This is a genomic window from Actinotalea lenta (genome assembly GCF_030586465.1).
Classification (GTDB): domain Bacteria; phylum Actinomycetota; class Actinomycetes; order Actinomycetales; family Cellulomonadaceae; genus Actinotalea; species Actinotalea lenta.
The window spans coordinates 165,893-191,134 of sequence record NZ_JAUQYP010000001.1 but is presented as its reverse complement, the minus strand read 5'-3'; the positions used below and the strand labels follow the sequence as shown (position 1 = coordinate 191,134).

The 25,242-nt window shown below is 73.8% G+C and carries 25 protein-coding genes and 1 tRNA gene; 17 read left to right on the top strand and 9 right to left on the bottom strand.

All coding sequences use genetic code 11. The features are described from left to right. Window positions 1-15: 15 nt before the first annotated feature. On the bottom strand, window positions 16-1,074 hold the full coding sequence (locus tag Q6348_RS00945) for a LacI family DNA-binding transcriptional regulator (RefSeq protein WP_304599469.1): 1,059 nt from the start codon (window positions 1,072-1,074) through the stop codon (window positions 16-18). Between the two features lie 128 nt (window positions 1,075-1,202). On the opposite strand from Q6348_RS00945, the gene Q6348_RS00940 reads away from it, so the two are divergent. The 5 genes from Q6348_RS00940 (at window position 1,203) to Q6348_RS00920 (ending at window position 6,850) form a co-directional block, all read left to right on the top strand. Continuing rightward, window positions 1,203-2,669, top strand: coding sequence for an MFS transporter (locus Q6348_RS00940; RefSeq protein ID WP_304599468.1), 1,467 nt, complete (start codon window positions 1,203-1,205; stop codon window positions 2,667-2,669). Further along, window positions 2,666-3,886, top strand: a complete 1,221-nt coding sequence (locus Q6348_RS00935) for an MFS transporter (RefSeq protein WP_304599467.1) — start codon at window positions 2,666-2,668, stop codon at window positions 3,884-3,886. Before Q6348_RS00940 ends, Q6348_RS00935 begins: the two co-directional genes overlap by 4 nt. A gap of 24 nt (window positions 3,887-3,910) precedes the next feature. Beyond that, on the top strand, window positions 3,911-5,014 hold the full coding sequence (locus Q6348_RS00930) for a UDP-N-acetylmuramate dehydrogenase (RefSeq protein ID WP_304599466.1): 1,104 nt from the start codon (window positions 3,911-3,913) through the stop codon (window positions 5,012-5,014). A gap of 169 nt (window positions 5,015-5,183) precedes the next feature. Then, window positions 5,184-6,098, top strand: coding sequence for an ABC transporter ATP-binding protein (locus Q6348_RS00925; RefSeq protein WP_304599465.1), 915 nt, complete (start codon window positions 5,184-5,186; stop codon window positions 6,096-6,098). Window positions 6,099-6,103: 5 nt separating this feature from the next. Next, the gene (locus Q6348_RS00920; RefSeq protein WP_304599464.1) at window positions 6,104-6,850 is read left to right on the top strand and encodes an ABC transporter permease; all 747 of its coding nucleotides are present in this window, start codon (window positions 6,104-6,106) and stop codon (window positions 6,848-6,850) included. Here Q6348_RS00920 and Q6348_RS00915 read toward each other — a convergent pair. Further along, window positions 6,837-7,877, bottom strand: a complete 1,041-nt coding sequence (locus Q6348_RS00915) for an adenosine deaminase (protein ID WP_304599463.1) — start codon at window positions 7,875-7,877, stop codon at window positions 6,837-6,839. The genes Q6348_RS00920 and Q6348_RS00915 overlap by 14 nt on opposite strands. Window positions 7,878-7,975: 98 nt before the next feature. Here Q6348_RS00915 and Q6348_RS00910 point away from each other — a divergent pair, with 98 nt between their 5' ends. Beyond that, a complete protein-coding gene (locus Q6348_RS00910) occupies window positions 7,976-8,545 on the top strand; it encodes a DUF308 domain-containing protein (RefSeq protein WP_304599462.1) in 570 nt (189 codons plus the stop codon). A 3-nt stretch (window positions 8,546-8,548) separates the two neighbouring features. Here Q6348_RS00910 and Q6348_RS00905 read toward each other — a convergent pair whose 3' ends face one another. Genes Q6348_RS00905 through Q6348_RS00890 form a run of 4 tightly spaced genes read right to left on the bottom strand, consistent with a single transcriptional unit; the run spans window position 8,549 to window position 12,187 of the window. Next, a complete protein-coding gene (locus Q6348_RS00905) occupies window positions 8,549-9,175 on the bottom strand; it encodes a response regulator (RefSeq protein ID WP_304599461.1) in 627 nt (208 codons plus the stop codon). Then, on the bottom strand, window positions 9,172-10,476 hold the full coding sequence (locus Q6348_RS00900) for a sensor histidine kinase (protein ID WP_304599460.1): 1,305 nt from the start codon (window positions 10,474-10,476) through the stop codon (window positions 9,172-9,174). Before Q6348_RS00900 ends, Q6348_RS00905 begins: the two co-directional genes overlap by 4 nt. Beyond that, window positions 10,473-11,345, bottom strand: coding sequence for an ABC transporter permease (locus Q6348_RS00895; protein ID WP_304599459.1), 873 nt, complete (start codon window positions 11,343-11,345; stop codon window positions 10,473-10,475). The genes Q6348_RS00900 and Q6348_RS00895 overlap by 4 nt, the downstream gene beginning before the upstream one ends. Further along, the gene (locus tag Q6348_RS00890; RefSeq protein ID WP_304599458.1) at window positions 11,345-12,187 is read right to left on the bottom strand and encodes an ABC transporter ATP-binding protein; all 843 of its coding nucleotides are present in this window, start codon (window positions 12,185-12,187) and stop codon (window positions 11,345-11,347) included. The genes Q6348_RS00895 and Q6348_RS00890 overlap by 1 nt, the downstream gene beginning before the upstream one ends. Before the next feature lie 347 nt (window positions 12,188-12,534). Between Q6348_RS00890 and Q6348_RS00885 the strand changes: the two genes are divergently transcribed. Together Q6348_RS00885 and Q6348_RS00880 are read left to right on the top strand one after the other, a co-directional pair. Next, entirely contained in the window at window positions 12,535-13,014 is a 480-nt protein-coding gene (locus Q6348_RS00885; RefSeq protein ID WP_304599457.1) for a DUF6318 family protein, read from the top strand. Between the two features lie 392 nt (window positions 13,015-13,406). Further along, window positions 13,407-14,012 carry a PKD domain-containing protein gene (locus tag Q6348_RS00880; RefSeq protein ID WP_304599456.1) on the top strand — a complete coding sequence of 202 codons (606 nt, stop codon included), beginning with the start codon at window positions 13,407-13,409 and terminating at the stop codon, window positions 14,010-14,012. On the opposite strand, the gene Q6348_RS00875 is transcribed toward Q6348_RS00880, so the two are convergent. Then, a complete protein-coding gene (locus Q6348_RS00875) occupies window positions 13,985-14,578 on the bottom strand; it encodes an alpha/beta family hydrolase (protein ID WP_304599455.1) in 594 nt (197 codons plus the stop codon). The two genes, Q6348_RS00880 and Q6348_RS00875, sit on opposite strands and share 28 nt — an antisense overlap. A 28-nt stretch (window positions 14,579-14,606) precedes the next feature. Further along, on the bottom strand, window positions 14,607-15,827 hold the full coding sequence (locus Q6348_RS00870) for a pyridoxal phosphate-dependent aminotransferase (protein WP_304599454.1): 1,221 nt from the start codon (window positions 15,825-15,827) through the stop codon (window positions 14,607-14,609). Window positions 15,828-16,114: 287 nt separating this feature from the next. Here Q6348_RS00870 and Q6348_RS00865 point away from each other — a divergent pair. The 5 genes from Q6348_RS00865 (at window position 16,115) to rplA (ending at window position 18,646) form a co-directional block, all read left to right on the top strand. Beyond that, a tRNA-Trp gene (locus Q6348_RS00865) sits at window positions 16,115-16,187 on the top strand. 82 nt (window positions 16,188-16,269) lie between these two features. After that, window positions 16,270-16,518, top strand: a complete 249-nt coding sequence (gene secE, locus Q6348_RS00860; protein ID WP_304599453.1) for a preprotein translocase subunit SecE — start codon at window positions 16,270-16,272, stop codon at window positions 16,516-16,518. Between the two features lie 47 nt (window positions 16,519-16,565). Further along, complete coding sequence (nusG, locus tag Q6348_RS00855) at window positions 16,566-17,321, top strand: transcription termination/antitermination protein NusG (protein ID WP_304599452.1); 756 nt, start codon at window positions 16,566-16,568, stop codon at window positions 17,319-17,321. Window positions 17,322-17,415: 94 nt separating this feature from the next. Beyond that, the gene (gene rplK / locus Q6348_RS00850; protein WP_304599451.1) at window positions 17,416-17,847 is read left to right on the top strand and encodes a 50S ribosomal protein L11; all 432 of its coding nucleotides are present in this window, start codon (window positions 17,416-17,418) and stop codon (window positions 17,845-17,847) included. A 79-nt stretch (window positions 17,848-17,926) separates the two neighbouring features. Continuing rightward, the gene (gene rplA / locus Q6348_RS00845) at window positions 17,927-18,646 is read left to right on the top strand and encodes a 50S ribosomal protein L1 (RefSeq protein WP_304599450.1); all 720 of its coding nucleotides are present in this window, start codon (window positions 17,927-17,929) and stop codon (window positions 18,644-18,646) included. 77 nt (window positions 18,647-18,723) lie between these two features. Here rplA and Q6348_RS00840 read toward each other — a convergent pair whose 3' ends face one another. After that, window positions 18,724-19,665, bottom strand: coding sequence for an asparaginase (locus Q6348_RS00840; protein WP_304599449.1), 942 nt, complete (start codon window positions 19,663-19,665; stop codon window positions 18,724-18,726). Window positions 19,666-19,873: 208 nt separating this feature from the next. Here Q6348_RS00840 and Q6348_RS00835 point away from each other — a divergent pair, with 208 nt between their 5' ends. From Q6348_RS00835 to Q6348_RS00820, 4 genes are read left to right on the top strand one after another with little or no spacing between them, the layout of a single operon-like run. Further along, window positions 19,874-20,479: an RNA polymerase sigma factor gene (locus tag Q6348_RS00835; RefSeq protein WP_304599448.1), complete on the top strand. Its 606-nt coding sequence runs from the start codon at window positions 19,874-19,876 to the stop codon at window positions 20,477-20,479. After that, window positions 20,464-20,958, top strand: a complete 495-nt coding sequence (locus Q6348_RS00830; RefSeq protein ID WP_304599447.1) for a hypothetical protein — start codon at window positions 20,464-20,466, stop codon at window positions 20,956-20,958. Before Q6348_RS00835 ends, Q6348_RS00830 begins: the two co-directional genes overlap by 16 nt. Before the next feature lie 34 nt (window positions 20,959-20,992). Then, window positions 20,993-22,681, top strand: a complete 1,689-nt coding sequence (locus Q6348_RS00825) for a S8 family serine peptidase (RefSeq protein ID WP_304599446.1) — start codon at window positions 20,993-20,995, stop codon at window positions 22,679-22,681. Beyond that, window positions 22,681-25,230 carry a CHAT domain-containing protein gene (locus Q6348_RS00820; protein WP_304599445.1) on the top strand — a complete coding sequence of 850 codons (2,550 nt, stop codon included), beginning with the start codon at window positions 22,681-22,683 and terminating at the stop codon, window positions 25,228-25,230. Before Q6348_RS00825 ends, Q6348_RS00820 begins: the two co-directional genes overlap by 1 nt. The last annotated feature ends 12 nt before the right edge of the window (window positions 25,231-25,242 follow it).

The window sequence follows — 25,242 nt, the reverse complement described above, 5'->3', positions numbered from 1 at the left end:
CACCGGGCGGCGGGGTCATGCAGCTGGTGGTGGGCCTGTGGTGGTACCGAGGCGGAGCTCGACGGGGAGCTCGACGTCCGCCGGCTGCTCACCCGCGAGGATCGCGGTGACCATCTCCGCGACGGCCTGACCCTTGGCGGCGAACGGCTGAGACACCGACGTCAGCACGTCCGGGGCCAGCCACGGCAGGTCCAGTCCGTCGAAGCCCGCGACCGAGACGTCCTCCGGCACTCGCAGGCCCAGCTCACGCGCAGCGATGATCACGCCCGCCGCCAGCAGGTCGGACTGGGTCATCACGGCGGTCGGCGGGTCGGCGACGTCGAGCAGGACACGTCCCGCGTCGGTGCCGGCCTCGACGAGGGACGCGGCGGCCTCCACGACCGCCACCGGTTCGATCCCGGCGTCGCGCAGCCCGTCGAGTCGGTGCTCGGCCGGCGGGCAGTCGATCTCCGCGAGCCGGGTCGGATCCACCGGCGCGCACCGGCGCGCCCCGCCCAGCGGGAGCGTGACCACGGCGATCCGCTCATGGCCCAGGTCCCGCAGGTGCTCGGCGAGCAGTCGCGTGCCCTGCCGATCGGCCACCCCGACCACCGGGAGGCCGAGCCCGGTCGGCCCTTCGCCCAGCACGACGGGGATGCCGCGGTGCTGCAGCGCGCCGAGGATGGGGGAGCTGCGCCGCGCGCCGAACAGCAGGACCGCCGCATCGAGCGGTGCCGTCGCGACCAAGGGGTCGTTCTCGTCGTCCTCGTCCCCGGTGGCGGGCACCAGCAGCACTCCGAGCCCGCGCGGGCCCAGGGATCCGGCCAGGCCGTCCAGGACGCGTACCGACACGGGGTCGCGGAACGACCGCCGGAGCTGGTCACCGATCACGACCCCGACGATCCCGGAGCGCCCGGAGCGCAGCGAGCGACCCAGCGCGCTGGGCCCCGCGTAGCCGAGCTCCGTGGCGGCGGCCAGGACGCGTTCCTTGGTCGCTGCGGAGATGGGTCCCGCGCCGGAGAAGGCGAGGGACGCCGTGGACACCGAGACCCCGGCCGCCGCGGCGACGTCCGCGAGGGTGGTGCGGTCGGTCATCTCACCTGCCTGGGCTCGTGGAGTCAGTTGACGGGCGGCAGCCTACCGAGCACACTTGTGTCGCAACCTCGAATCGATTCGACAAAGGTGTCGACGAGGCCACCCTCTCTTCCTGCTGTGAGCCCCTCGTGCACCGTCCTGCCCGCCTGCCCGCCCGACTCCTCGACCTGCGTCACCGACCCCGGCGCACCGACCTGCGGCGCGCCGTGCGCGGCGACCGCATCCCCCGCCAGGCCCCCGTCCGGCGACCTCCGGTCCGACGGCCTCTGGGTGGACGACCCGGCGACGCGCCCGACGCCCTCGTCGCGCGGGCTCACCTGTTCGGCCTCTACCTCCTGCTCGGGCTCACGGTGTCGACCTGGCTCGCGCGCCTGCCCACGGTGCGCGAGTCGCTGCACCTGAGCACCGGCGAGCTGGGCACGGTGCTGCTGGTCGGATCGCTCGGGTCGTTGACCATGGTGCTGGGCGCCGGCGCGCTGGCCACCCGGTGGGGCAGCCGGCGCTCGATGGTCGTCGCCGCGTGGACGTACTCGGTGGCGGCGGTCCTCCTCGGGGTCGGCCCCGAGGTCGGCTCGGTCGTCGTGCTGGGCGCGGGCGTGGTCGCGATGAGTGTGTCCTTCGCGCTGGGGAACGTCCCGCTGAACGTGCAGTCCGTGGCGATCGAGCGCCGGATGGGGCGCACCGTGGTCCCGCAGTTCCACGCAGGGTTCTCGATCGGGTCGGTGCTCGGTTCGGGCCTCGGTGCCCTCGCGGCCTGGGGACGCGTCCCCCTGGTCGTCCAGTTCTCGGCCGTCGCCGTCGTGGCGCTCGTCTGGCGGCTGCGCAGCATCCCCGGGGCCGTGCTGCCGATGGCCCCCCAGGAGACCCGGGCCGTCGTCACGCCGGGCGGGAGCATGCGCGAGGCGCTGCGGGCCTGGCGCGATCCCCGCACCCTGGTGCTCGGGGTCCTCGTGATGGCCGGCGGGCTGTCCGAGGGCACGGCGAACAACTGGCTCGCGATCGGCGTGGTCGACGGCTTCCGGGCCCGTGAAGCCGTGGGTGCCCTGGTGTTCGCGACGTTCGTCGCCTCGATGACTGCGGCCCGGGTGAGCGGGACCAGGCTGATCGACCGGTTCGGCAGGGCTCCCGTGATGCTCGCGTCCACGTCCACCGCGCTGGCCGGGCTGGTCGGTTTCGCCCTGTCCCCGACGCTGCCGGTCGCCGTTCTCGGCGCCGTCGCCTGGGGCCTGGGTGCCGGGCTCGTCGTGCCGATCGGGATGGCTGCGGTGACCGGCGACGGTGTCGGCGCCGCGGGCCGGGTCGCGGTCGCGTCGGCATTCGCCTCGACGGCGAACCTCATCGCGCCGCCCGCGATCGGGCTGGCCGCGGAGGCCGCCGGCGTCCGGCATGCCGTGCTCCTGGTCGGCGGTGTCATGATCGTGGGCGTGCTCCTGTCGCGCCGCGTCGCCGACGACCGTGCCTCCGCCGTCGCCCCGTCCGGCGCCCCTGCGGCCGTGCCCGCGCTCGAGGCGGTCGACCTGCCTGTGCTCGAGGCGGTCGACCTGCCCGCCGCGGCCGTGACCCCTGCTGTCCGGCCCGAGGTGGCGGCACCGTGACAGGACCCGTCGAGACGGCACCGCCCGCGGTCTCCGGCCGGGGGACGCCCGAGGCCGCGGCGTGGGCCGTGTTCGTCACCTTCGCGCTCAACGGCTTCGCGTTCGCGAGCTTCGCGTCCCGCGTCCCGGCGGTGCGGGACGCCCTCGGGCTGGAGCCGCAGCAGGTCGGTCTCCTGCTGCTGGGGGTGTCCACCGGTGCGCTCCTCGCCATGCCGCTGTCCGGTGTGGTGGTCCAGCGGCTCGGCGCGACCCGCACCATCCTGTCCTTCGCGGCGGTGAACGGGACCGGCCTGCTGGTGGCTGCCGCGGCCGTGGACGCGCACCGGATCTGGGTGGTGGTCCCGGCCCTGGTGCTCGTGGGGATGGGCACCGGCGTGTGGGACGCCGCCATGAACCTCGAGGGCGCCGCCGTCGAGCAGCGCCTGGGCCGGGCGATCATGCCGCGGTTCCACGCGGGGTTCTCGTTCGGGACCATGGCCGGCGCCGGGATCGGCGCCCTGGCCGCGAGCCTGCACGCGCCGCTCGTCGTACACCTGGGCATAGCGCTCCCCCTGGGCTACCTCGCCCTCGTGGTGTGCTCACGCTGGTTCCTGCCGGCCGGCACGCACGCGGCCCACCCCGACGACGCGGTCGGGCGCCCGCGCAGCGCGTGGCTCGAGCCCCGCACCGTCCTCATCGGGCTGGTCGTGCTCGCGGCCGCGATCACCGAGGGCTCGGCGAACGACTGGGTGAGCCTTGCGGTGGTGGACGGCTTCGACGTGGGCAACGACGTCGGTGCGCTCGGCTTCGGGCTCTTCGTGACCGCGATGACGGCGATGCGGCTGCTCGGCACCGGTCTGCTGGACCGGTACGGCCGAGTCGTCGTGCTGCGCATCGTCGCCGCCCTGTCCCTGGTGGGGCTGCTGCTGTTCGGCCTCGCTCCGGCATTGTGGCTCGCGGCGGTCGGCGTCGCCCTGTGGGGGATGGGGGCAGCGCTCGGCTTCCCGGTGGGGATGAGCGCGGCGTCGGACGACCCGCGGCGCGCGCCCGCGCGGGTGGCCGTGGTCGCCACCATCGGCTACAGCGCCTTCCTCGCCGGTCCGCCGCTGCTCGGGCTGCTGGCCGGCGCGGTCGGCTACCGGCACGCCCTCCTCGCGGTGACGGTCCCGGTGCTCGTGGGCCTGCTGGTGATCCCAGCCGCCAGGCCGCTGCCGACGGCCGCCGGCGGCGCTCGCTGACCCGGCCGCGCGTAGGGTGACGGCGTGCAACCCCTGCTCGCCGACCTGACGACCCTGCACCTGGGCGGTCCCGCCGGCCGGTACCTCGAGGTCGACTCCGCCGACGCGCTGGTCGATGCGGTCCGGACGGCCGACGCGGCCGGGGAGCCCGTACTGGTCCTGGGCGGCGGGTCGAACCTGGTGGTCGCCGACGAGGGCTTCCCCGGGTTGGTCGTGCACGACGTGCGCTCGGGCGTGCACGTGGACGCGGTCGACAGCTGTGGCGGCGCCAGCGCGACCGTGCCGGCCGGCACGCCGTGGTCGGTCGTGGTCGAGCGTGCCGTGGCTGAGGGCTGGGTGGGCGTCGAGGCGCTCGCGGGCATCCCGGGCTCGACGGGTGCGACGCCCGTGCAGAACGTCGGCGCGTACGGCCAGGAGGTCGCCGGGGTGGTCTCGACGGTGCGTACCTGGGACCGTGCCGAGGGCCGGCACCGCACCTTCGCGACCGGTGAGCTCGGCTTCGGCTACCGCACCTCGGTGCTCAAGCGCTCGATGCGCGAGGACGGCTGGGGCCCTACGCCCCGGTACGTCGTGCTCGAGGTGGGCTTCCAGCTGCGGCTCGGCACCCTGTCCGCGCCGATCGGGTATGCCGAGCTCGCGGCGCGACTCGGCGTCCGGGTGGGGGAGCGCGCCCCGATGACCGACGTGCGCGACGCCGTCCTGGCGCTGCGTTCCGGCAAGGGCATGGTCATCGACCCCACCGACCACGACACCTGGAGCGCCGGCTCGTTCTTCACCAACCCCGTGGTCCCGGCCGACGTCGCCGACGCGCTGCCCGAGGGGGCTCCGCGCTACCCGGTACGGGCCGCCCGCCCGGAGCGCACGACCGGACCCAGCCTCGGCGAGATCGACCCGGGTCTGGTCAAGACCAGTGCGGCATGGCTCATCGAGCACGCCGGGTTCGGGAAGGGCTTCGGCCTGCCGGGCGCCGTCGGGGTCTCGACCAAGCACTCCCTCGCGCTGACCCACCGCGGCGGCGGTTCGACCGCGGAGCTCGTGGCCCTCGCGCGAACGGTCCGCGGCGGCGTCCGCGAGGCGTTCGGAGTCGAGCTCGAGCCCGAGCCGGTCCTGGTGAACGTGCACCTCTGACGCCTGCGCCGCCTGCGCCGCCTGGGGCCGCAGGAGTGCAGCGCTACCGTCGCCATCCGACGGATTCGCTGCACCCTTCGCCGGGTATGGCGGCCACCTCGCACGGTCGAGCCCGGTGGGATCGCCCAAAGCCCGTACGGGGGCCGGCCGGCGCCTCTACCGTGGAGCCGTGCGCGCCGCGGGGACGCCGGACGTCGTGGTGCACGGCCTGCGCAAGTCCTACGGGACCGTGCGTGCGGTGGCGGACGTCTCCTTCGAGGTCGAGCGCGGCGAGGTGCTGGGCATCCTCGGCCCCAACGGTTCCGGCAAGACCACGACGGTCGAGTGCCTGCAGGGCCTGCGCAGGCCCGACGGCGGTGACCTGACCGTCCTGGGTCTGGACCCGCGCACCCAGGTGCGCCAGCTGCGGCGGCTGATCGGCAGCCAGCTCCAGGACTCCGCGCTACCCGACCGGTTGCGGGTGGTCGAGGCAGTGCGGCTGTTCGCGTCCGTCGGCGAGGGCCGTGCGGACGTCGACGCGCTCCTGGCGGACTGGGGGCTGGCGGCCAAGAGATCGGCGGCGTTCGGGACGCTGTCCGGCGGGCAGCGGCAGCGGCTGTTCATCGCCCTCGCACTGGTGAACCGACCGCGGCTGGTGTTCCTCGACGAGATGACCACGGGTCTGGACCCCGAGGCCCGGCGCGAGGCCTGGCGGCTGATCGCCCGGCTGCGCGAGCTCGGCACGACGGTGGTCCTCGTGACGCACTTCCTGGACGAGGCGGAGCGGCTGTGCGACCGGCTCGTCGTCGTACGCGACGGCGCGGTGGTGGCGGCGGGGACCCCGGCCGAGCTGGTCGCGGCGCACGGCGGCGGGGTGACGGCGACCTTCACCGCCGACCTCGACGACGCCGAGCTCGGGGCGCTGCCCGGCGTGACCTCGGTGGGCCGGCGTGGGCGGGCGTACGAGGTGCGTGGCGACGCTGCCGCTCTCCTGCACCTGGGGCATCTGCTGGTCGGGCGGGGGACGGTCCCCACGGACCTGCGCGTGCACCAGCCGACCCTCGAGGACGCCTACCTGGCCCTGGTCGGGGCCGAGCGGAGGTGACGCGCATGCGACCGTGGGGCGAGTCCGCGCGCACCGAGCTGTGGCTGCTCGTGCGCGAGCCGACGACGGTCGTGTTCGCGCTGGCGCTCCCCGCCGTGTTCGTCCTGGTGCTCGGCTCGGTGTTCGGGGACACCCCGGACCAGGGCGGTGACGTGTTCCGCGGCGTCGGCGGCGCGACGTACTACACCCCGGCGTACATCGCGCTCGCGGCCGCGTCGGTGGGGCTGATCATCCTGCCCACCCACCTGGCCGGCTACCGGGAGCGCGGGGTGCTGCGGCGCGTGCGGGGCGCCGGCATCCCGGTCGGCGCGGTCCTGTTCGGGCAGGTGACGGTCGCGACGGTGCTCTCCCTCCTGGGCGGCGCGCTCGTGGTCGCCACGGCCATCCCGACCATCGGGCCCGACACCGCCGACGACGTGCTCGGCGTGGTGGTCACCGCGGTCGTGGGTGCGCTCGCTTTCGCGCTGGTCGGGCTCGCGCTGGGCGCGGCGCTCCCGACCGCCCGGGCCGCGCAGGGTGCCGGGATCCTGGTCTGGTTCGTGGTGTTCATGGTCGGCGGTGCGGGGCCGCCGGAGGCCGTGCTCCCCGACGCGATGGCGACCGTGGGCGACTGGACCCCGTTGCGCCCGCTCGTCACCGCGCTCCAGGACGTGTGGTTCGGCCCCGGCTGGAACCTGCGTCTGCTCGGCGTGCTGGGCGCGGTGGGGCTGGCCGGCGCGGCGGTGGCCGGCTGGCGCCTCAGCCGGGACTAGCTGACCGCGATGCGGGTGCCGCCAGCCAGGCGTCCACCCCGGCGAGCAGCCGCGCCTTCGTCGCCTGCGACGCACGGGACGCGTGGATCGAGCCGCGCGCCAGCTCGGCCAGCTCGTGGTCGGAGAAGCCGTGCACCTGGCGGGCCAGCACGTACTGGTCCACCAGTCGCGAGCCGAACAGCAGCGGGTCGTCGGCGCCCAGCGCGAGCGTCGCGCCGGCTGCGACCAGGGTGCGCAGCGGGACGTGCCGGTCCTCCGCGAACACCCCGAGCGACACGTTCGATGCCGGGCACACCTCGAGCGCGACGCCCCGGTCCACCAACCACTGCAGCACGGCCGGGTCCTCCGCCGAGCGCACGCCGTGCCCGATCCGGTCGGGGTCGAGGTGCTCGACCACCTGCACCACGTGGTCCGGCCCCAGCAGCTCGCCGCCGTGCGGGACCGCCGCCAGTCCCGCCTGCCGGGCGATCGCGAACGCCGCGGCGAACTCCGCGGTGTCCCCGCGCCGCTCGTCGTTGCTGAGCCCGAAGCCGACCACCTCGCCCGGCCCGTCCCCCGCGTACTGCGCGGCAAGCCTCGCCAGCGTGCGGGCCTCCAGCGGGTGACGGGTCCGCGAACCCGCCACGATCACGGCGACCTCGACACCGGTTCGACGGGTGGCCGCGCGGGCCTCGTCCAGCACGATCTCGAGCGCGGGGGTGATGCCGCCCACGTGCGGGGCGTAGGAGGTGGGGTCCACCTGGATCTCGAGCCGCCCCGAGCCTTCGGCCGCGTCGTCGGTCGCGGCCTCGGCGACGATGCGACGCATGTCCGCCTCGGTGCGCACGCAGGCCCGCGCAGCGTCGTAGAGGCGCTGGAAGCGGAACCAGCCGCGCTCGTCCACCGGTGCGCGCACGACGCCGTCGGTCAGTGCGTGCGGCAGCCGCACGCCGCGGTCGGCGGCCATCGCCGCGAGCGTCGACCCGCGCATCGAGCCGGTGAAGTGCAGGTGGAGGTGCGCCTTGGGAAGAGCAGCCAGGTCGCGCACGTCCGCAGTCTGCCAAACCGCGCTCGTGACGGCTGTCCGGGCGAGGGTCCGCACGCCATAATCGACCATGTCGGACGTCGGGACCAACGGGGGTCGCCATGTCACAGCCCAACGTCGTCATCAGCGCCAAGGACGCCGGGGTGCTGCGCACCCTCCTGGGGATGACCGGGGTGGTCGCGGTCGGCGTCGGCCTGCTCGTCCTGATCTGGCCGGGCCGCACCGCCGCCGTCGTGGCCGGGGTGGTCGCGGTCTACGGGGTGCTCGCCGGGCTCCTCTACGTCGCGATCGGGGTGCTGGGGGCCCGTGGTGGCGGCGGCTGGTGGCGCCTCGGGTACGTCGCGCTCGGCCTCGTCTTCGTCGTCGTGGCCGTGCTTGCGCTGACCAACCTGCGCGCGACCACGGCGTTCCTGGCCACGCTGCTCGGCATCATGATCGGCGCAGTGTGGGTGGTGCAGGGCATCGGGACGATCGTGCTGGCGCGCTACGCCCCGTCGACGCCCTGGGCCGTCGTGAACGGCGTGGTCAGCATCGTGGGTGGTGTGGTCCTGCTGTTCTCGCCGATCCTGAGCACCCTGGTCCTGTGGTGGCTCCTCGGGGCGGCGCTCGTGGTGGTCGGCATCGTGCAGGTGATGCACGCGATCACGGTGGGGCGGTCGGCCACGGTGTGAGCCTCACCGCGACGGCAGGATCCCTCGTTCGATCGCGACGGTGACGGCACGGGTGCGGTCGTCCACGCCGAGCTTGGTGAACACCCGCAGCAGGTGCGTCTTGACGGTGGCCTCGCTGATGAACAGCTCGGTCCCGATCTGCGCGTTCGAGCGTCCACGGGCCACGGCCGCCAGCACCTCCAGCTCGCGTGCGGTCAGCCGCTGGTCGTTGCCGCGCACCTGGGCCACGAGGCGCCGCGCGACGGACGGCGCGAGCACGGTCTCGCCGCGGGCCGCTGCTCGCACCGCCTCCACCAGGTCCTGGCGCGGAGCGTCCTTGAGCAGGTAGCCGGTCGCACCGGCCTCGACGGCCCGAAGGATGTCGGCGTCCGACTCGTAGGTGGTCAGCACGACGACGTTCACGTCGGGGTGGGACTGCTGCAGCTGGGCGGTCGCGGTGGCCCCGTCGACCCGCGGCATCCGCAGGTCCATGAGCACGACGTCGGGACGGTGCTGCTCGACGAGCGCGAGCGCCTCGCTGCCGTCCGCGCCCTCGGCGACGACGTCGAGATCCTCCTCGGCGGCGAGCAGCCCGACGATCCCGGCCCGCACCACCGGGTGGTCGTCGACGACCACCACGCGCACGCTCATGCTCGTTCCTCCTCCTGCTCCTCGGGTCGCTCGGCCCCGTCCGAGGGCACGCCCGGCAGGGTGACCAGCACGCGTGTCCCACCGCCGCTGCGCGAGCTGACGTCCAGGTCCCCGCCGCCGGAGGTGACCCGGTCGCGCATCCCGCGCAGGCCGAAGCCCTCGGCGGCCTCCGCCGGGATGCCCCGCCCGTCGTCCGCCACCTCGAGGGTCACGCCGCCGTCCTGGGTCGGGGACGCCATGAGCAGCACCGACGACGCATCGGCATGCCGGCGGACGTTGGTGAGGGCCTCCTGCGCGGCGCGCAGCAGGATCACCTCGCGCTCGCGGCCCACGGCCGGCATGGCCTGCGGTAGGTGCACCTGCACCGCCAGACCGGTCTCGTCGGCGAACCGGTCGGCGAGTCGGCGCAGCGCCTCGCCGACCTGACCGTCGGACAGCCCCACCGGGGCGAACGCGGCGACGAGTGCTCTGGCCTCCGCGAGGTTCTCCCGCGCGGTGCGCTCTACCAGGTCCAGCCGCTGCAGGGCGGACTCGGGGCGGTCCCGCTCCACGTCGGAACGGATGGCCTGGCTGAGCATCACGATGCTGGTGAAGCCCTGGGCCAGGGTGTCGTGGATCTCCTGCGCCATGCGCTCGCGCTCGGCCATCACACCCGCTGCGTGGTGGGAGTGGGCGAGCTCGGTCTGTGCGGCCTCGAGGCGCTCGACCAGCGCAGCGCGCTCTTCGCTGCGCTCCGCGATCTGCGTGACCCACAGGCCGAGGAGGACCGCGAACGCGATCGTGACGCCGCCCTGGGTGAGCAGTGCGCCGAGCTCTTGTGGCGTGTGCACGCCGGACCGGACCCCGATCGCGGTGAACACGGCCACCGCGAGCGCCACGACGAGGCCGACGCCCGCCCGGCGGTTCGGCGCGAAGAACCAGATCTGCGAGAAGCCGACGAAGAGCAGCACGCTGCCGGCGATGCTGGCTGCGGACACGACCGTGACCGCCACTAGCAGGATCGCCAGGTACAGCCAGACCAGGCGACGGTTGTCGGTCAGCGCAGCCCGTCGGCCGATCCCCACGTACGCGAGCACCAGGCCGGCGAGCACCGCGAGCGCCACCGCGACGGACGGGCCGCTCGAGTCCTCGATGGCCAGCACCGCGAACGCCGTCAACCCCGTCATGAGGTAGAACGCGACGTCCCACCCGCGCATGGACCGGTGCCAGAACCTCGACCGGTCGTCCGGGTCGGCCAGGGACGGCCCGAGGCCGGACGACCGCTCGGATCGTCCGGCCGCGGCCCGTGACGCGCGGGTCATCCGTCGTCCCGCCGGCGCCAGCGGAACGTCAGCACACCGAGCACCAGACCGGCCACCAGGTAGCCGGCGAGGACTCCGGCCGTCGCGCCGTGCTGCCACGAGCCGCCCGGCTCCATCTGCAGCGCCCAGTCCGGCAGGAACACTGAGCGCATCCCCTGCGCGATCCACTTGAGCGGGAAGAGCCCGCTGACGGTCTGCATCCATCCGGGCAGCTGGTCGAACTGGAAGAACACCCCGGAGGTGAACTGCAGGACCAGCACGATCGGCACCACGACGGCCGAGGCGCTGCGACCACTGCGCGGCACGGAGGAGAACGCGACGCCGCACACCGTCCCGGCCGCGGTCCCCAGCAGGAACACCCACGCCAACGTCCACCAGCGGTCCGCGCTGGTCGGAAGCTCGACGCCGAACATCGTGGTCGCCGCGCCCAGCAGCAGCGTGAGCTGGATCAGGCTCGAGACCAGCACAGAGCCGACCTTGCCGCCGAAGTACGCGGCGGGGGGCATCGGGGTGCCGCGCAGCCTCTTCAGGCCGCCCTCGTCGCGCTCCACGGCGATCGAGGTGGCCATGTTCTGGAAGCTCGACAGCAGCACGCCGGTGGCGACCATGCCGGGCAGGAAGTACTGGGCGAACGCGACCCCGGGGCTGCCCTGCGGGCCGACGGTTGCGCCGTCCTGCCCGAAGACCGTGGCGAAGATCCCCAGCATGATGATCGGGTAGGCGAAGACGAACACGACGGCGTCGCGCTCGCGGAAGAACTGGAGGAGCTCGACGCGGGTCCGCGCCAGCGCGAGGGCGGCCGTGGAGGGCATCCGGGTCGAGCGCGTGGCGGCGGGGGCCGACGTGGTGGTGCGGGTCAGGGTGGTCATCAGGCTGCCTCTCCGACGAGCCCGAGGTAGACGTCCTCGAGCGTGGGGCGGTGCACCTCGAGGCCTGGCACCTCGCCACCGTAGTGGGCGGCGAGGTCGGCGACGAGGGTCGTGGGGGTTGCGGTGCGCTGCTCGTGGCGGGTGCCGTCGTCCCACCGGACGGTGGCCTCCTGCTGGGCTCTCGAGCCGATCGCCGCCGGGGTGTCGAGGGCGACGACACGGCCGTCGCGGACCACGGCGATCCGGTCGGCGAGGTGCTCGGCCTCGTCCAGGTAGTGCGTGGTGAGCAGCACGGTGGTGCCGTCGGAGCGCAGACCGGAGATCAGGTCCCAGAAGGACCGACGCGCCTCCGGGTCGAACCCGGTGGTCGGCTCGTCCAGGAACAGCAGCTCGGGCCGGCCGACGATGCCCAGGGCGACGTCCAGCCGGCGGCGCTGGCCGCCGGAGAGCTGGCGGGTGCGGGCCTTGGCCTTGTCCGTCAGCCCGACCGCGGCGATGACCTCGTCCACGTCCCTGGCGCTGGGGTAGCAGGTGGACATGTGGGTGACCATCTCGCGCACCGTGAGCTCGGCGTGGTCGTCCGCGGACTGCAGGACGATCCCGATGCGGCTGCGCCACCCACGGCTGCCGTGCTCGGGGTCGGTGCCGAGCACCCGGACCTTGCCGCGGTCCCGCTTGCGGTAGCCCTCGAGGATCTCGACGGTGGTGGTCTTGCCGGCCCCGTTCGGGCCGAGCACGGCGAAGATCTCGCCGCGCTCGACCCGCAGGTCGAGGCCGTCCACGGCGCGCTTGACGCCGTAGGTCTTCTGGAGGTCCTGTACGAGGACGGCTGGTTCGTTCATGGCTGCAAGCCTGGCTCGGTCGCCCCACCGGGCGTCAGCATCCTTCGGCCAGTCCTGAGGTCAACCGATCGGTGGATGCGTCGCTCGGCCGACCGGCTGCGGGGCTGGATCTGGCCTGTGGATCGGCCACATCCGCCGGGGGGTGTGTGGCAGGGTCGTGCGCGCCGGGTCAGGGGACGGGTGCGGGGGGCGCGATGCGACGGACGTGGGCTGCCGGTGTGCTGGCGGTGCTGGTACTGCTGGGTTCGGCGGGGTGCAGCCCAGGGCGCGGCCCCGTGCGCCCGGGTCCGACGGCGGCGGGTCCGGCGGTCGCGGTGTCCGTGCCCGTCTCGAGCCCGGTGCCGACGATGGCGCCGGCAGTGGCGTTGCCCGACAAGCCCGAGCTGTGGGCCGGGACCGGGGAGAAGGGAGCGCAGGCCGCCGCGGTGTGGTTCCTGCGCGACCTGTACCGCTACGTCCTGGAGACCAACGACACCACCGAGTGGGAGCGACTGAGCACCGACGACTGCGAGTTCTGCTCGGGTGAGGTCGCCGAGGCTCGCCAGGCAGTCACGGACGGCTTCATCTACCGCCAGGACGGCAATGTCCATGCGTCGGTGTCCCGCGTCCAAGAGCTCAACCCGCTCGCCTACGGAGTGATCCTGGATGTCTCCATGCCCACGGTCCATGTCTATGCGAGCGACGGGGAATGGGATTCCGACTACACGGCTGAACCGGCGCAGATGCTTCTCATCCTGCACCGCGAAGGGCCGGACTGGGTCATGCGTGCAGGCCAGCGCTTCGGAGCAGATGAGGACGTGGCCGCGTTGATCGAGGACGCGCATTGACCCGCATCCTGGAGGGGCCTCGACGCTTCCTTCCCAGAGTCGGCCTGACCATTGTCATGGTCGCGGGTCTGGCCGTTGGCGCTCCGGGACACGCAGCTGCAGGCTCGTCGAGCGTCGCCTCCACCCCGACTGGCTCGTCGGCCAGCACGACGTCACCCGACGGCCCACCGGTGCATCGGGGGCCGACGGCCAAGGCGAAGGACAACGGCATCGACACGTGGGTGACCGATGAGCAGCAGGGCGGTGCTCAGCCCGTCGAGCCTCAACCATCAGGGTCCGGTCCCGCTTTGGTGCAGTTCATCCATGCGGAGGCGTGCGGGACGTTCTCGGCGGGTGAGGGGTTCGAGGGGCTGTGGCCGTGTGCCGCGGGGGTGGTGCACGACCATTCGGACGTGTGTGGACTGGCGGAGGTGGTGCTGCCGTGGTGGCGCCGGGTCCGTGAGTCGGAGGACGCCGCGTGGTCGGCGTGGGAGATGGTTGCGGATCTTCGTTGTGCTGGTGGGGCGGAGCCGTCGGCCGATCAGGTGCTGAGGGAGTTCCGGCGGCTGCCGTTGACCCCGTCGTCGCTGGCGGTGCAGCCGGGGGCCGGTCCGGTACTGGTGCAGATGGAGACGATCGCCTACACCGACCCGGCACCGCAGGTGCTGTCCACGACGTTGCTGGGGGTTCCGGTGCGGTTCACGGTGAGCCCGGTGGCGTTCACGTGGGACTTCGGCGCCGACGGTGGGGAGGGGGCGCCGTTCACCACGTCGAGCCCGGGTCATCCCTACCCGGACCAGGACGTGTCCTACACCTACCGGCACGTGGGGACCGGGCAGGTGAGGTTGACCACCACGTGGGCGGCGACCTACACCGTCGCCTCGGACCCGACGGTGCGTGAGGTTCCGGGGATGGCGACCACGACCTCGACCAGCGATCCCTTCGAGATCGTCGAACTGCGCGCCCACCTGGTCGCCGGCCCCTGCTCCCGCTACCCCGACGGCCCCGGCTGCGACTGACCGCTCGACGCCGCGACCCACGCCGCGACCGCGTCCGCGACCTCCTGCGGGTCGCGCGGCACGTGTGCCCCGGCGACCGTCACGTGCTGCACCGGGCCGCCGAGGTCGGCGAACGCAACCGACAGCTCCTCGGGCGAGCCGTACGGGTCGTTCGCGCCGGAGACCGCCAGGACGGGCACCTCGATCCGCGGGAGGTGCTCGACTCGCCACCCGTCGCGCCGGCCGGGCGGGTGCAGGGGATAGCTGAGCAGCACGAGCCCGGCGGCAGCCTGCCCCGCAGCGACGGCGACAGACGCCATGCGCCCGCCGAAGGACCGACCACCCAGGAGGAGCCGTCCGGGCTCCACACCGAGCTCTGCCGCCCAACGGTCGGCCTCGGCACGAATCCGAGCCACGGCCGTGCGCGCCGGCGCGGGGCCGCGACCCCCTCGCCCGGGTGAGCCGAACCCGAAGCGTCGCACCGGGACACCGGTGCGCGCCTCGACAGCAGCCTGCACCGCGACCAGCGGCGGATGGTCCGGGTCCCCGTTGGACCCGGGCGTCAGCAGCAGCCCCGCGGCGCGCATCCAGGGCGGCTCCGGCTCGCGCGACCGCTCAGTGCGCTTCGGCGAGCAACGTCGCGATCCGGCCCACGCCCTCGACCAGGTCGTCGTCGCCCAGCGCGTAGGACAGTCGCAGGTAACCACTCGGCCCGAAGGCCTCTCCGGGCACCACGGCGACCTCGACCTCCTCCAGGATCAGCCCCGCGAGCTCGGCCGACGTCGTGGGGGTCACGCCTCGGATGGTCCGGCCCAGGACACCCTCGACGCTCGGGTAGACGTAGAAGGCGCCCTTCGGCGTCGGGCAGGTCACGCCGTCGATGGCGGACAGCATCTCCACGATGGTCCGGCGTCGGCGGTCGAAGGCCTCGCGCATCCTGGCCACGGCCGACAGGTCCCCGGTCACGGCCGCGATCGCAGCGCGCTGGGACACGTTCGCCACGTTCGAGGACAGGTGGGACTGCAGGTTGGTCGCGGCCTTGATGACGTCGGCCGGGCCGATCATCCAGCCGACTCGCCAACCGGTCATCGCGTAGGTCTTGGCGACGCCGTTGAGCACGACGGTCGTGTCGGCCAGCTCCGGCACGGCACGCACGATCGGGGTGAACACCGCGTCGTCGTAGACCAGGTGCTCGTAGATCTCGTCGGTGATGACCCAGATGCCGTGCTCGAGAGCCCAGCGGCCGATCGCCTCGGTCTGCTCGGGGGAGTACACGGCCCCGGTCGGGTTGGACGGCGAGCAGAACAGCAGCGCCTTCGTCCGCTCGGTGCGCGCCGCCTCCAGCTGGTCGACGGTCACCAGGTAGCCCTGGTCCGCGCCCGCGAACACCTCCACCGGTGTCCCGCCGGCCAGCCGGATGGCCTCGGGGTAGGTGGTCCAGTACGGCGCCGGCAGCAGCACCTCGTCCCCGGGGTCCACGAGTGTCGCGAAGGCCTCGTAGACCGCCTGCTTGCCGCCGTTGGTGATGAGGACCTGGGAGGGCGCCACCTCGTACCCCGAGTCCCGCTGGGTCTTGTCCGCCACGGCCTGGCGCAGGTCCGGCAGACCGGCAGCGGGCGTGTAGCGGTGGTTGGCCGGCACCGAGCAGGCCGCGACGGCGGCGGCGACCACGTAGTCCGGAGTCGGGAAGTCCGGCTCACCGGCGCCGAACCCGATGACGGGACGGCCGGCAGCCTTGAGCGCCTTCGCCTTGGCGTCCACGGCAAGCGTGGCGGACTCGGCGATCGAGCCGATGCGGGTCGAGATGCGGGGCTTGGTGGTCGGGTGCTCGCTCACGGGCCCATCCTCGCAGAGCCGTCCTGCGCGCAGTACCCGCATCCCACACTGCCGCGCCCGCGCACGGCGCAGAACACGAAGTGCGGCGTCGGGCGCAGGGTGCGGCGCCGGGCGCAGGGTGCGGCGTCCGACGCGCCGCGTTCCGCGCCGGAGGCCGCGATCCGCACACGAGGCCGCGTTCTGCGCCGGGCGGGGTTCGACCTGGGCCTGCCGAGCACGTACACTCGTGCGTCGGCGGTTGACGTCCGCCATGTTGCGGCGCGCCCGCAGCCGGATGTCGAAGCCATAGGGCAGTGGCGCAATTGGTAGCGCACCGGTCTCCAAAACCGGCGGTTGTGGGTTCGAGTCCCTCCTGCCCTGCGTGTGATCGCAGGTCCCGCACCACGAACCGCTCGGGCGGTCGTCGGGGCCGGGGGAGAACGACGAGATCTGAGGACGTGACGTGAGCGAACGGGCCCGCACCAGCGGCAAGGCGTCGTCGAAGGACGGCGCGCGCCGAGGGCTGTTCGCGCGGATCGCCCTGTTCTTCCGCCAGGTCATCGCCGAGCTGAAGAAGGTGGTCCGGCCGACCCGGGCCGAGCTCCTGCGTTACACCGCCGTCGTGCTGGTGTTCGTCGCCATCGTCATGGCGTTCGTCACGCTCGTCGACCTCGGCGTGGGAACGCTGGTCGGCTGGGTGTTCGGCGGCTGACGCCCGCCCTGCCCGCCACCGTCATCGACAGAAAGCAGGTTCGCACCGTGTCCCAGGAGTCTCCCGAGCCGCAGGACGAGCTCGCCGTGCCGGACGACGCCGAGGCGACGGCCGAGCAGGCTGCCGAGCCCGCGGAGGGCGAGGACGCCGAGGCGCAGACCACCGACGGGGACGCTGCTCCCGAGGACGTCGAGGACGAGGTCGTCGACCCGGTCGCTGAGTACAAGGCGCAGCTGCGTCGCCAGCCCGGCGACTGGTACGTCATCCACTCCTACGCCGGCTACGAGAACCGCGTGAAGGCGAACCTCGAGAACCGGATCCAGAGCCTCAACATGGAGGACTTCATCTACCAGGTGGAGGTCCCCATGGAGGAGGTCGTGGAGATCAAGAACTCCCAGCGCAAGGTGGTGCGCAAGGTCCGCATCCCCGGCTACGTGCTGGTGCGCATGGACCTGACCGACGAGTCGTGGGGCGCCGTCCGGCACACCCCGGGGGTCACGGGCTTCGTCGGGCAGACCCACCAGCCGGTCCCGCTCATGCTGGACGAGGTGTTCTCGATGCTCGCCCCGACGCTCGCGCCCGCACCGGAGAAGACCCCCGCGAAGGCCGCGGCAGGCGCCCCGGCGATCCAGGTGGATTTCTCCGTCGGCGAGTCGGTCACCGTCACGGACGGCCCGTTCGACACGCTGCCCGCGACGATCTCGGAGATCAACGCCGAGGCGCAGAAGCTCAAGGTCCTCGTCTCGATCTTCGGCCGGGAGACCCCGGTCGAGCTGTCGTTCAACCAGGTCGCCAAGATCTGACCGGACGACGCACCCGCCGGCGGGCAACCGCTCGCCGGCACTGCAACCGGGTCATCGCCCACGGCGTCGGCCCACGAGGTGGAACGGAAGGCACATGCCCCCGAAGAAGAAGGTCGCCGGCCTGATCAAGCTCCAGATCAACGCCGGTGCCGCGAACCCCGCGCCGCCCATCGGGCCTGCGCTGGGTCAGCACGGCGTCAACATCATGGAGTTCTGCAAGGCGTACAACGCCGCGACGGAGTCGCAGCGTGGCAACGTCGTGCCGGTGGAGATCACGGTCTACGAGGACCGGTCCTTCACCTTCATCCTCAAGACTCCGCCGGCCGCCGAGCTGATCAAGAAGGCCGCCGGTGTCCCCAAGGGTTCTCCGACCCCGCACACCACCAAGGTCGCCTCGATCACGGGCGCCCAGGTGCGCGAGATCGCCGAGACCAAGATGGCTGACCTGAACGCCAACGACATCGAGGCCGCGGCCAAGATCATCGCCGGTACCGCCCGCTCGATGGGCATCACGGTCAACGACTGACCCGGGGCGGGCCGACCGGCCCGTCCTCCCAGTGGCAGGGCCCTGTGCGGCCCGACGACCACGACTCGAAGGAGAGACCATGGCACAGCACGGCAAGGCCTACCGCGCCGCGGCGGCGACGATCGACAAGACTCGGCTGTACCCGCCGCTCGAGGCGATCCGCCTGGCGCAGAAGACCTCCACCGCCAAGTACGACGCGACCGTCGAGGTCGCCTTCCGGCTCGGAGTCGACCCCCGCAAGGCCGACCAGATGGTCCGTGGCACCGTCAACCTGCCCCACGGCACCGGCAAGACCGCGCGGGTCATCGTCTTCGCCCAGGGCGACCGCGCCCAGCAGGCGATCGACGCCGGCGCGGACGAGGTGGGTGCGGACGACCTGATCGCCAAGGTCGCGGACGGCTACACCGACTTCGACGCAGCGGTCGCCACCCCGGACCTGATGGGCAAGGTCGGCCGGCTCGGCAAGGTGCTCGGCCCGCGGGGTCTGATGCCGAACCCGAAGACCGGCACCGTGACGATGGACGTGGCCAAGGCCGTGTCCGACATCAAGGGCGGCAAGATCGAGTTCCGCGTCGACAAGCACGCGAACCTGCACTTCATCATCGGCAAGGTGTCCTTCTCCGACACCGCGCTGGTGGAGAACTACGCCGCGGCGCTGGAGGAGGTGCTGCGGCTCAAGCCGTCGGCCTCCAAGGGGCGCTACATCACCAAGGCGTTCGTCGCCACGACGATGGGCCCGAGCGTCCCGCTCGACCCGAACAAGACGCGCGGGCTGCTCGTCGAGGAGGACGTGGCCTGACGGTCGAGTCTCCACGCCGCGAGCCGGCGCACCGCACGTGACTGCGGCCCGGTCCCCTCGGGGGCCGGGCCGCTGTGCTACACGCTCAGCCGCCAGCTGCCGACGACGTGCCCGCCACCCGTGGGCGGGGGCGTGAGCTCGGCGAGCAGCGGCGCCACCACGTCGGGGTCCAGCGCCCCGGCGCGCGCCAGCAGGGACAGCGCGACGAACGTCGTCACGCGCTGCGAACCGTCCAGCACCTTGAGGCTGACCGCGGCGCCGCCGGGGGCGACCACGAGCAGGTACCCCTCGGCGCCCACCTTGGCCACCGCCCCTGTGGCCTCCACCGTTCGGGTGTTCGCCCGACCCGGGCCGTCCAGGGCCCACGGGTGCGCGCGGACGTCGTCCGCCAGGGCGCTGCCCGGCCCGAGCAGTCGGGAGGCGCCGCGCGCCAGGGCTGGCAGGGTGAGCGCGTGGGCCGGGGCCCCGCACCCGTCGGTGCCGGTGTGCGCGACGTGCTCACCGCACCGGTCCTGCACGCTCGCGAGCACGGCCCGCTGCAGCGGGTGGGACGGTTCGAGGTAGGTCGCGGTGTCCCAGCCCGCGGTGACGCAGGCCGAGAGGAACGCAGCGTGCTTGCCGGAGCAGTTCATACGGAGCCGGCTCGTCTCGACCCGCGCGGCCGTGGTGGGGTCGAGCGGGGCGGCTACGGGGCAGCCCAGCGCACCCTCGTCCAGCCCGGCGTCGCGCAGCACGTGCGAGACCACCGCGACGTGCTCGTCTGTGCCCGCGTGGCTGGCGCAGGCGAGCACGCGCTGCACCGGCTCCAGCGGTGCGCCGGCCGCCAGGGAGACCTCAGCCTGGAATGGCTTGAGGGCCGATCTCGGGTAGACGGCGGCGGCCATGTCTCCGTGCGACTCGATCAGCCGGCCGTCGGCGTCGACCAGCGCGGCAGCACCCAGGTGGCGGGACTCGGGCAGCCCGTCGCGGTCCACGACGGCGAGCTCCACGGCTCCGGCGGTGTCCAGGGGATGGGGCACAGGCTCTCCTTGGTCCGGTCGAGGGTCAGGCGAGCGTGCGTGACCGAGATCACATGTCACCTCGCAGCGTGGGTGTCACCGGCGCTCGGTCCCGTCCTCCGTCATGGGTAGGAGCGGTGCGCCCTGCGCCTTGTGGCGTGCGTCACGCTCCCCGTAGTCTCGCACCCCGAGGTCGACAGGACGGCTTGCCCCCATGGAGCACCCGACGGTGACAGATCAGGCGCACGCAATGACGCTCGGCGAGCGCGGCGCGCGTGCGCTGGTGGAGTACCGCGAGGGGCGAACCGGAGCCTTCGAGGCCTTCGTCCGAGATGCCACCCCTCTGCTCTGGCACGTGGTGCGGGGGCAGGGCGTGGCCCGTGAGCAGGCCGAGGACGTGGTCCAGGGCGTCTGGGTCTCGTTCGTCCGGCACGCCGAGACGATCCGCGAACCGCAGGCCGCGCTGGCCTGGCTGCTGGTCAGCGCCCGTCGAGCAGCGTGGTCCGCGGTGCGCGGCACCCGAGCCGCCGCGGCGCGGGCGCGGCCCTTGCCGGACGACATCGACGAGGCGGGCGAGGTGCCCGACGCCGGCGTCGGTCCGGAGCGACACCTGCTGGAGACCGAGCGCGACCGCACCCTGTGGCGGGTGTTCGCCAGGCTGCCAGAACGGTGTCGGCAGATCCTGCGGTGCGTCGCGGCTGCCGACCGGCCCGACTACCGCGCGATCGCGGAGGTGACCGGGATGAAGGTGACCGCCGTCGGCGTGACGCGCGGACGATGCCTGGCCAAGCTGCGGGCGCTGCTCGACCAGGACGACAGATGGGAATGGTCATGACGGAGTACTCGCCGGACGAGCCGATGGACGCCCGCGACCGGACCCTGCTGGCGCGGCTGGGCCGGGTCGTGCGCACGGTGGACCCCGTGCCGGACGGTCTGGCGGACCGTGCACTGTTCGCGATCACGCTCGACGGGCTGGAGTCGGAGCTGGTCGAACTGGTCCGGTTGCAGACCCCCGAACCGGCGCTGCGCGGCGAGGAGACCGTCACGGCGCGGACCGTGACCTTCACGGCGGACCCGTGCACGGTCATGATCACCCTGTCGCCCGGTGCGGGCGGGATCCGGGTCGACGGATGGATCGCACCGGCTGTGCGGTGCGACGTCGCACTGTTCCGCCCGGACGGCGAGATCCGGACCGAGTCGGACGACGAGGGGTGCTTCGTCCTGGAGGACGTGCCGACGGGCCCGGCCAGCCTGGTGCTGCGCCGGTCCGACGGCACGGGGCCGGCCGTCAGCACGCCGGTGATCGAGCTGTAGCGAGCCGTCGCGGCCCGCAGGGGAGGAGACGTCGATGGTCGCACCGAAGGTCCCGGGGTCGGCGGAGCCCGACCCGCACGATCCGCTCGCAGGTCGGGTCCGCATGCTCGACCCGGCAACCGCGGTTCGCCGCGCGGACTCGGCGCGGCCGATGACGACGTCGTACTTCGAGGACACCGTGCTCCTGGCCGGCACGCCGGAGCTGCGTGGCAGCGAGCTCGCCACGCTCGCCGAGCTCGCCCGGGAGCGCGGCTGGGTGGTCAGCGTCGATCCGAGGGACGTGCGCGAGCTCGAGGTCCTCGGCCGGGCGGACCTGCCGGACGACGCCTACGCGTTCGTCCTGGAGCATGCCGGGTTCGGCGTGCGGATCAGCGCGGAGCCCGGTGAGGTCCGGCACCCGGTGGACGCGTGGCCGCTGCTGGAGGACCTGGTGGACAAGACGGGGGCGCCGGCGGTCGCGGCCCTCGACCACGTCCTGGCCGCCACCGTCGGGATCGGCGGGAACCCCTTCACCCAGCCGCTGCCGTTCACCCAGCCGCTGCCGTTCACCCAGCCGCTGCCGTTCACCCAGCCGCTGCCGTTCACCCAGCCGCTGCCGTTCACCCAGCCGCTGCCGTACGCGGGTCTGACCGAGTACGCCGTGCCGGGCTCGGGTGGGCGCACGCCCACAGCCTGGGTCGGTCCGCGTCCTCACCGGCGGCACGCGGACGGTGCGGACGTCCTGCGGTCCGCCGACGGGACGACGCGGCCGGTGGTCGCGCTGCTGGACACCGGGACCCGCACGCACCCGTGGTTCCCCGACTCCGTCGTGGTGCGCGACCCGCAGGTGCTCGGCGTGCCGGTGGGGACGCCCGGCGCGACCGAGGGACGCGGGATGACCGTGGCCCCGCTCACGGGACCCCTGGACGCCGCCACCGGGCACGGCACGTTCATCAGCGGGCTCGTGCACCAGCGCTGCCCCGACGCGGTGATCGTCTCCGCGGCGCTGTACGGCGGCTCGGGTGCCATCGAGGAGCACGACCTGATGCGCAGCCTGCGCCGGCTGCTCACGTACCACCTGCTCGGGGTCAGCGGCCGCAAGGGCTACCTGCCGATCGACGTGCTCGTGCTCTCGTTCGGGTACTACCACGAGCGGCCGGAGGACGTGGACTTCGACGGTCCACTCGGCAGGGTGCTGCTCGGTCTGGCCAGGGCCGGGGTCGCGATCGTCGCCTCGGCAGGCAACGACGGCACAACCCGGCCGATGCACCCCGCAGCCTTCGCCCCGCGGCTGGCGCACTGGCACCCGCCGACCCCGGCCGCGCCGCTCGACCCGACCGTGCCGCCCCTGCTCGCGGTGGGCGCCCAGAACCCGGACGGCAGCACGGCGCTGTTCAGCAACGACGGTCCATGGGTCACGTGCGTCCGGCCTGGCGCCGATGTGGTGAGCACCATGCCGGTCGAGCTCACCGGCGCGCTCAGCGCGACCCGGGACCTGGCGGGCGGCCACCGCGGTGAGATCCGGCGGACCGTCGACCCGGACTCGTTCGCCGGCGGTTTCGGGATCTGGAGCGGGACCTCGTTCAGCGCGCCGGTGCTGGGCGGCGACCTCGCCGAGGCGTTGCTGCGCGAGCGCGAGGAGCAGTCACCGGCCGAGCCCGCGGCCTGGGGGGAGTCGACCGAGCGGCGCTGCGCGGCAGCATGGCGGGCGATCACCGAGACCACGGGGCTCACCCCGCACTGATGGCCGCCGGACCTGACCCGCTGGCCGAGGCGCAGCGAGCACTCGCCGCCGGTCTCGCCGCGAACGCCGACGGGCGTCCGGCGGCTGCGTCGGCGCGGTTCCGTGCGGCGCTGCGCCGCCTCGAGGCGCTGGGCGACGGGGGCCCGACTGCGGGTGAGCGGTCGACTCAGGCGCGACGGGTGCGGGCCCGGGCGCTCCTCGGGCTCGTGATGAGCGACTTCGAGCTGCGTGCCGACATCCACGAGGCCCTGGCCATGCTCGACGAGGCAGAACGTGACGCCGCCGACGCACGTGACGCGGGCACGGCGGTGGCGGTGCTCGGCCAGCGCGGCCTGCTCTGGCTGCGTGCGGGGGACGCAGGGAGGTCTCTGGCCGACCATGACGCCGCGGTGGCCCGGCTGGACCTGGCCGATCCGGTGGATGCGTGCTGCATCCTCCTCAACCGCAGCACCCTCCTCCTCGAGCGGGGCGAGATCGGCCGGGCACAGGCGGACCTCGTGCAGTGCGCGGAGCGCGCCGAGACCATCGGTGACGGTCGCCTCGCGTTCAAGGCGCGGCACAACCTGGGTTACGCGCAGTTCCTGGCCGGGGACCTTCCGCGCGCGCTGGCCACGATGGCGGCCGCTGCCGAGGACAGCGAGGGCGGGTCGGAAGCCATCCCGTTGCTGGACCGCGCCCAGGTGCTGCTCGAGGCCGGCCTCGTGACGGAGGCGGACGAGACGCTCGCGCGCGCGGGGCGCATCTTCGCCGACCAGCGACTGGCGCTGGACCTGGCCCAGGTGGAGATCTCGCGCTCGGCGTGCGCGGTGCTGCTGCGCCGTCCGGACGAGGGCCGCCGCTGGGCCCAGCAGGCCCGGCGGCGGCTGGCGCGGCGCGGGAACCTGCCATGGCTGGCGCGGGCCGAGCTCGCGGAGCTGCGAGCCGGGCTCGAGCTCGCCCTGCGGGACGGGGCCGGCCCCGGGGTGCGCCTTCGCCTCGCGCGCCGCGCGGCTGACCTCGCGGACCGGACCGAGCGGGCCGGTGGTGATCGCACGAGTGCCCGCCAGGCCCGGCTCGTACGGGCGGCCGCCCTGGCATCGGCGGGTCGGTCTCGCGAGGCGCGTGACGCTCTGGCGGCCGCCGGCCGCCTGACCGGCCGCGAGCCCCTCACCCTGGCGCTCGGATGGCGCGCGGTCGCCGCCCAGCTCGACTTCGACTCGGGCCTCGCCGCGGCCGGCCGCCGACAGGTCGCGGCAGGGCAGGCCTTGCTCGCCGAGCACCGACGCCAGTTCGGCTCGGTCGAGGCGGTGACCGCAGCAGCGGTGATCGGTGAGCGCCTGGCCGCGGTCGAGCTCAGGGCCGCGCTGCGTGCCCAGGACCCGCGCGCGGTGCTCGAGGCGACGGAGCGCGGGCGGGCGACCTTCGCCGGCCCTGCGAGGGTTCGTCCCCCGGCGGATCCCGTGCTCGCCGACCTGCTCGCCGAGCTGCGGTTCGCCGTCGAGCGCGAACGAGCCCTGCCGCCGGATGCCGCGGCCGAGCGCGCAACGCAGCGCGAGATCGTCCGCCTGCGCGCGGCCGCCCGCCAGCGGTCGTGGCACCTGGACGGCGAGCTCGGTCCGCCCGAGGCGCCGACCGCGGAGGCACTGATCGCCGGGCGTGCGGGCACCGAGGGCGCTGTGGTGGACGTGGTGACGCTCGACGGTGCCGTGCACGCGGTGGTGGTCGACGCCAGCGGTGCGCGCCTGCACCATCTCGCTGAGGCCGACGAGGTGAGCCGCGTCGCGCGTCGGATCGGCGCGGACCTGCACGCGCTCTCGGCGGCCCACCTGCCGGTACCGATGCGCCAGGTGGTCCGCGGCTCTCTGGACCGCGGGCTCGCCTGGGCGGACGCGACCCTGCTGGCTCCGCTCGGTGTGGACGGCCCCATGCACCTCGCGGTGGGCGGCGAGCTCGTGACCCTACCGTGGGGACTGCTGCCGTCGCGTCGCGGGCTGCCCACCAGCGTGGGCACCAGACTCGGGGTGGGGGCACCGCCCCGGCGGCACGCGGGAGCGTTCGTCGTCGCAGGCCCGGGGCTGGTGGACGCGGCGCAGGAGGTCGAGGCGGTGGCCCGGATCTGGGGGACCGAGGCCCTGACCGGGACCGCTGCCACTGCGCGCGCGACCGCGGCGGGGCTGGCCGGAGCCGGTGTCGTGCACCTGGCGGCCCACGGCCGCCACGAGCCCGACAACCCGCTGTTCTCCTGGCTCCGGCTGGTCGATGGACCGCTGTTCGCCCACGAGCTCGAAGGGATCGACCTGTGCGGGTCCGTCGTCGTGCTGTCCGCGTGCGAGGTGGGCCGAGCCACGGTGCGACCTGGCGGCGAGGTGCTCGGGCTGGCGAGCGTCCTGCTGCGGCTCGGCGCCGACGCCGTGGTTGCCGCGTTGGCCCCGCTGCGGGACGACGTCGCGGCGCACCTCATGCCGACCGTCCACCGGGCGCTGCGGACCGGGGCGACAGCGTCGCAGGCGCTCGCGGCGGTGGACCCCGGTGACCCCGTACCTCTCGCCTGCTTCGCGACGCGCCCCTGAGTGCGCCGGATC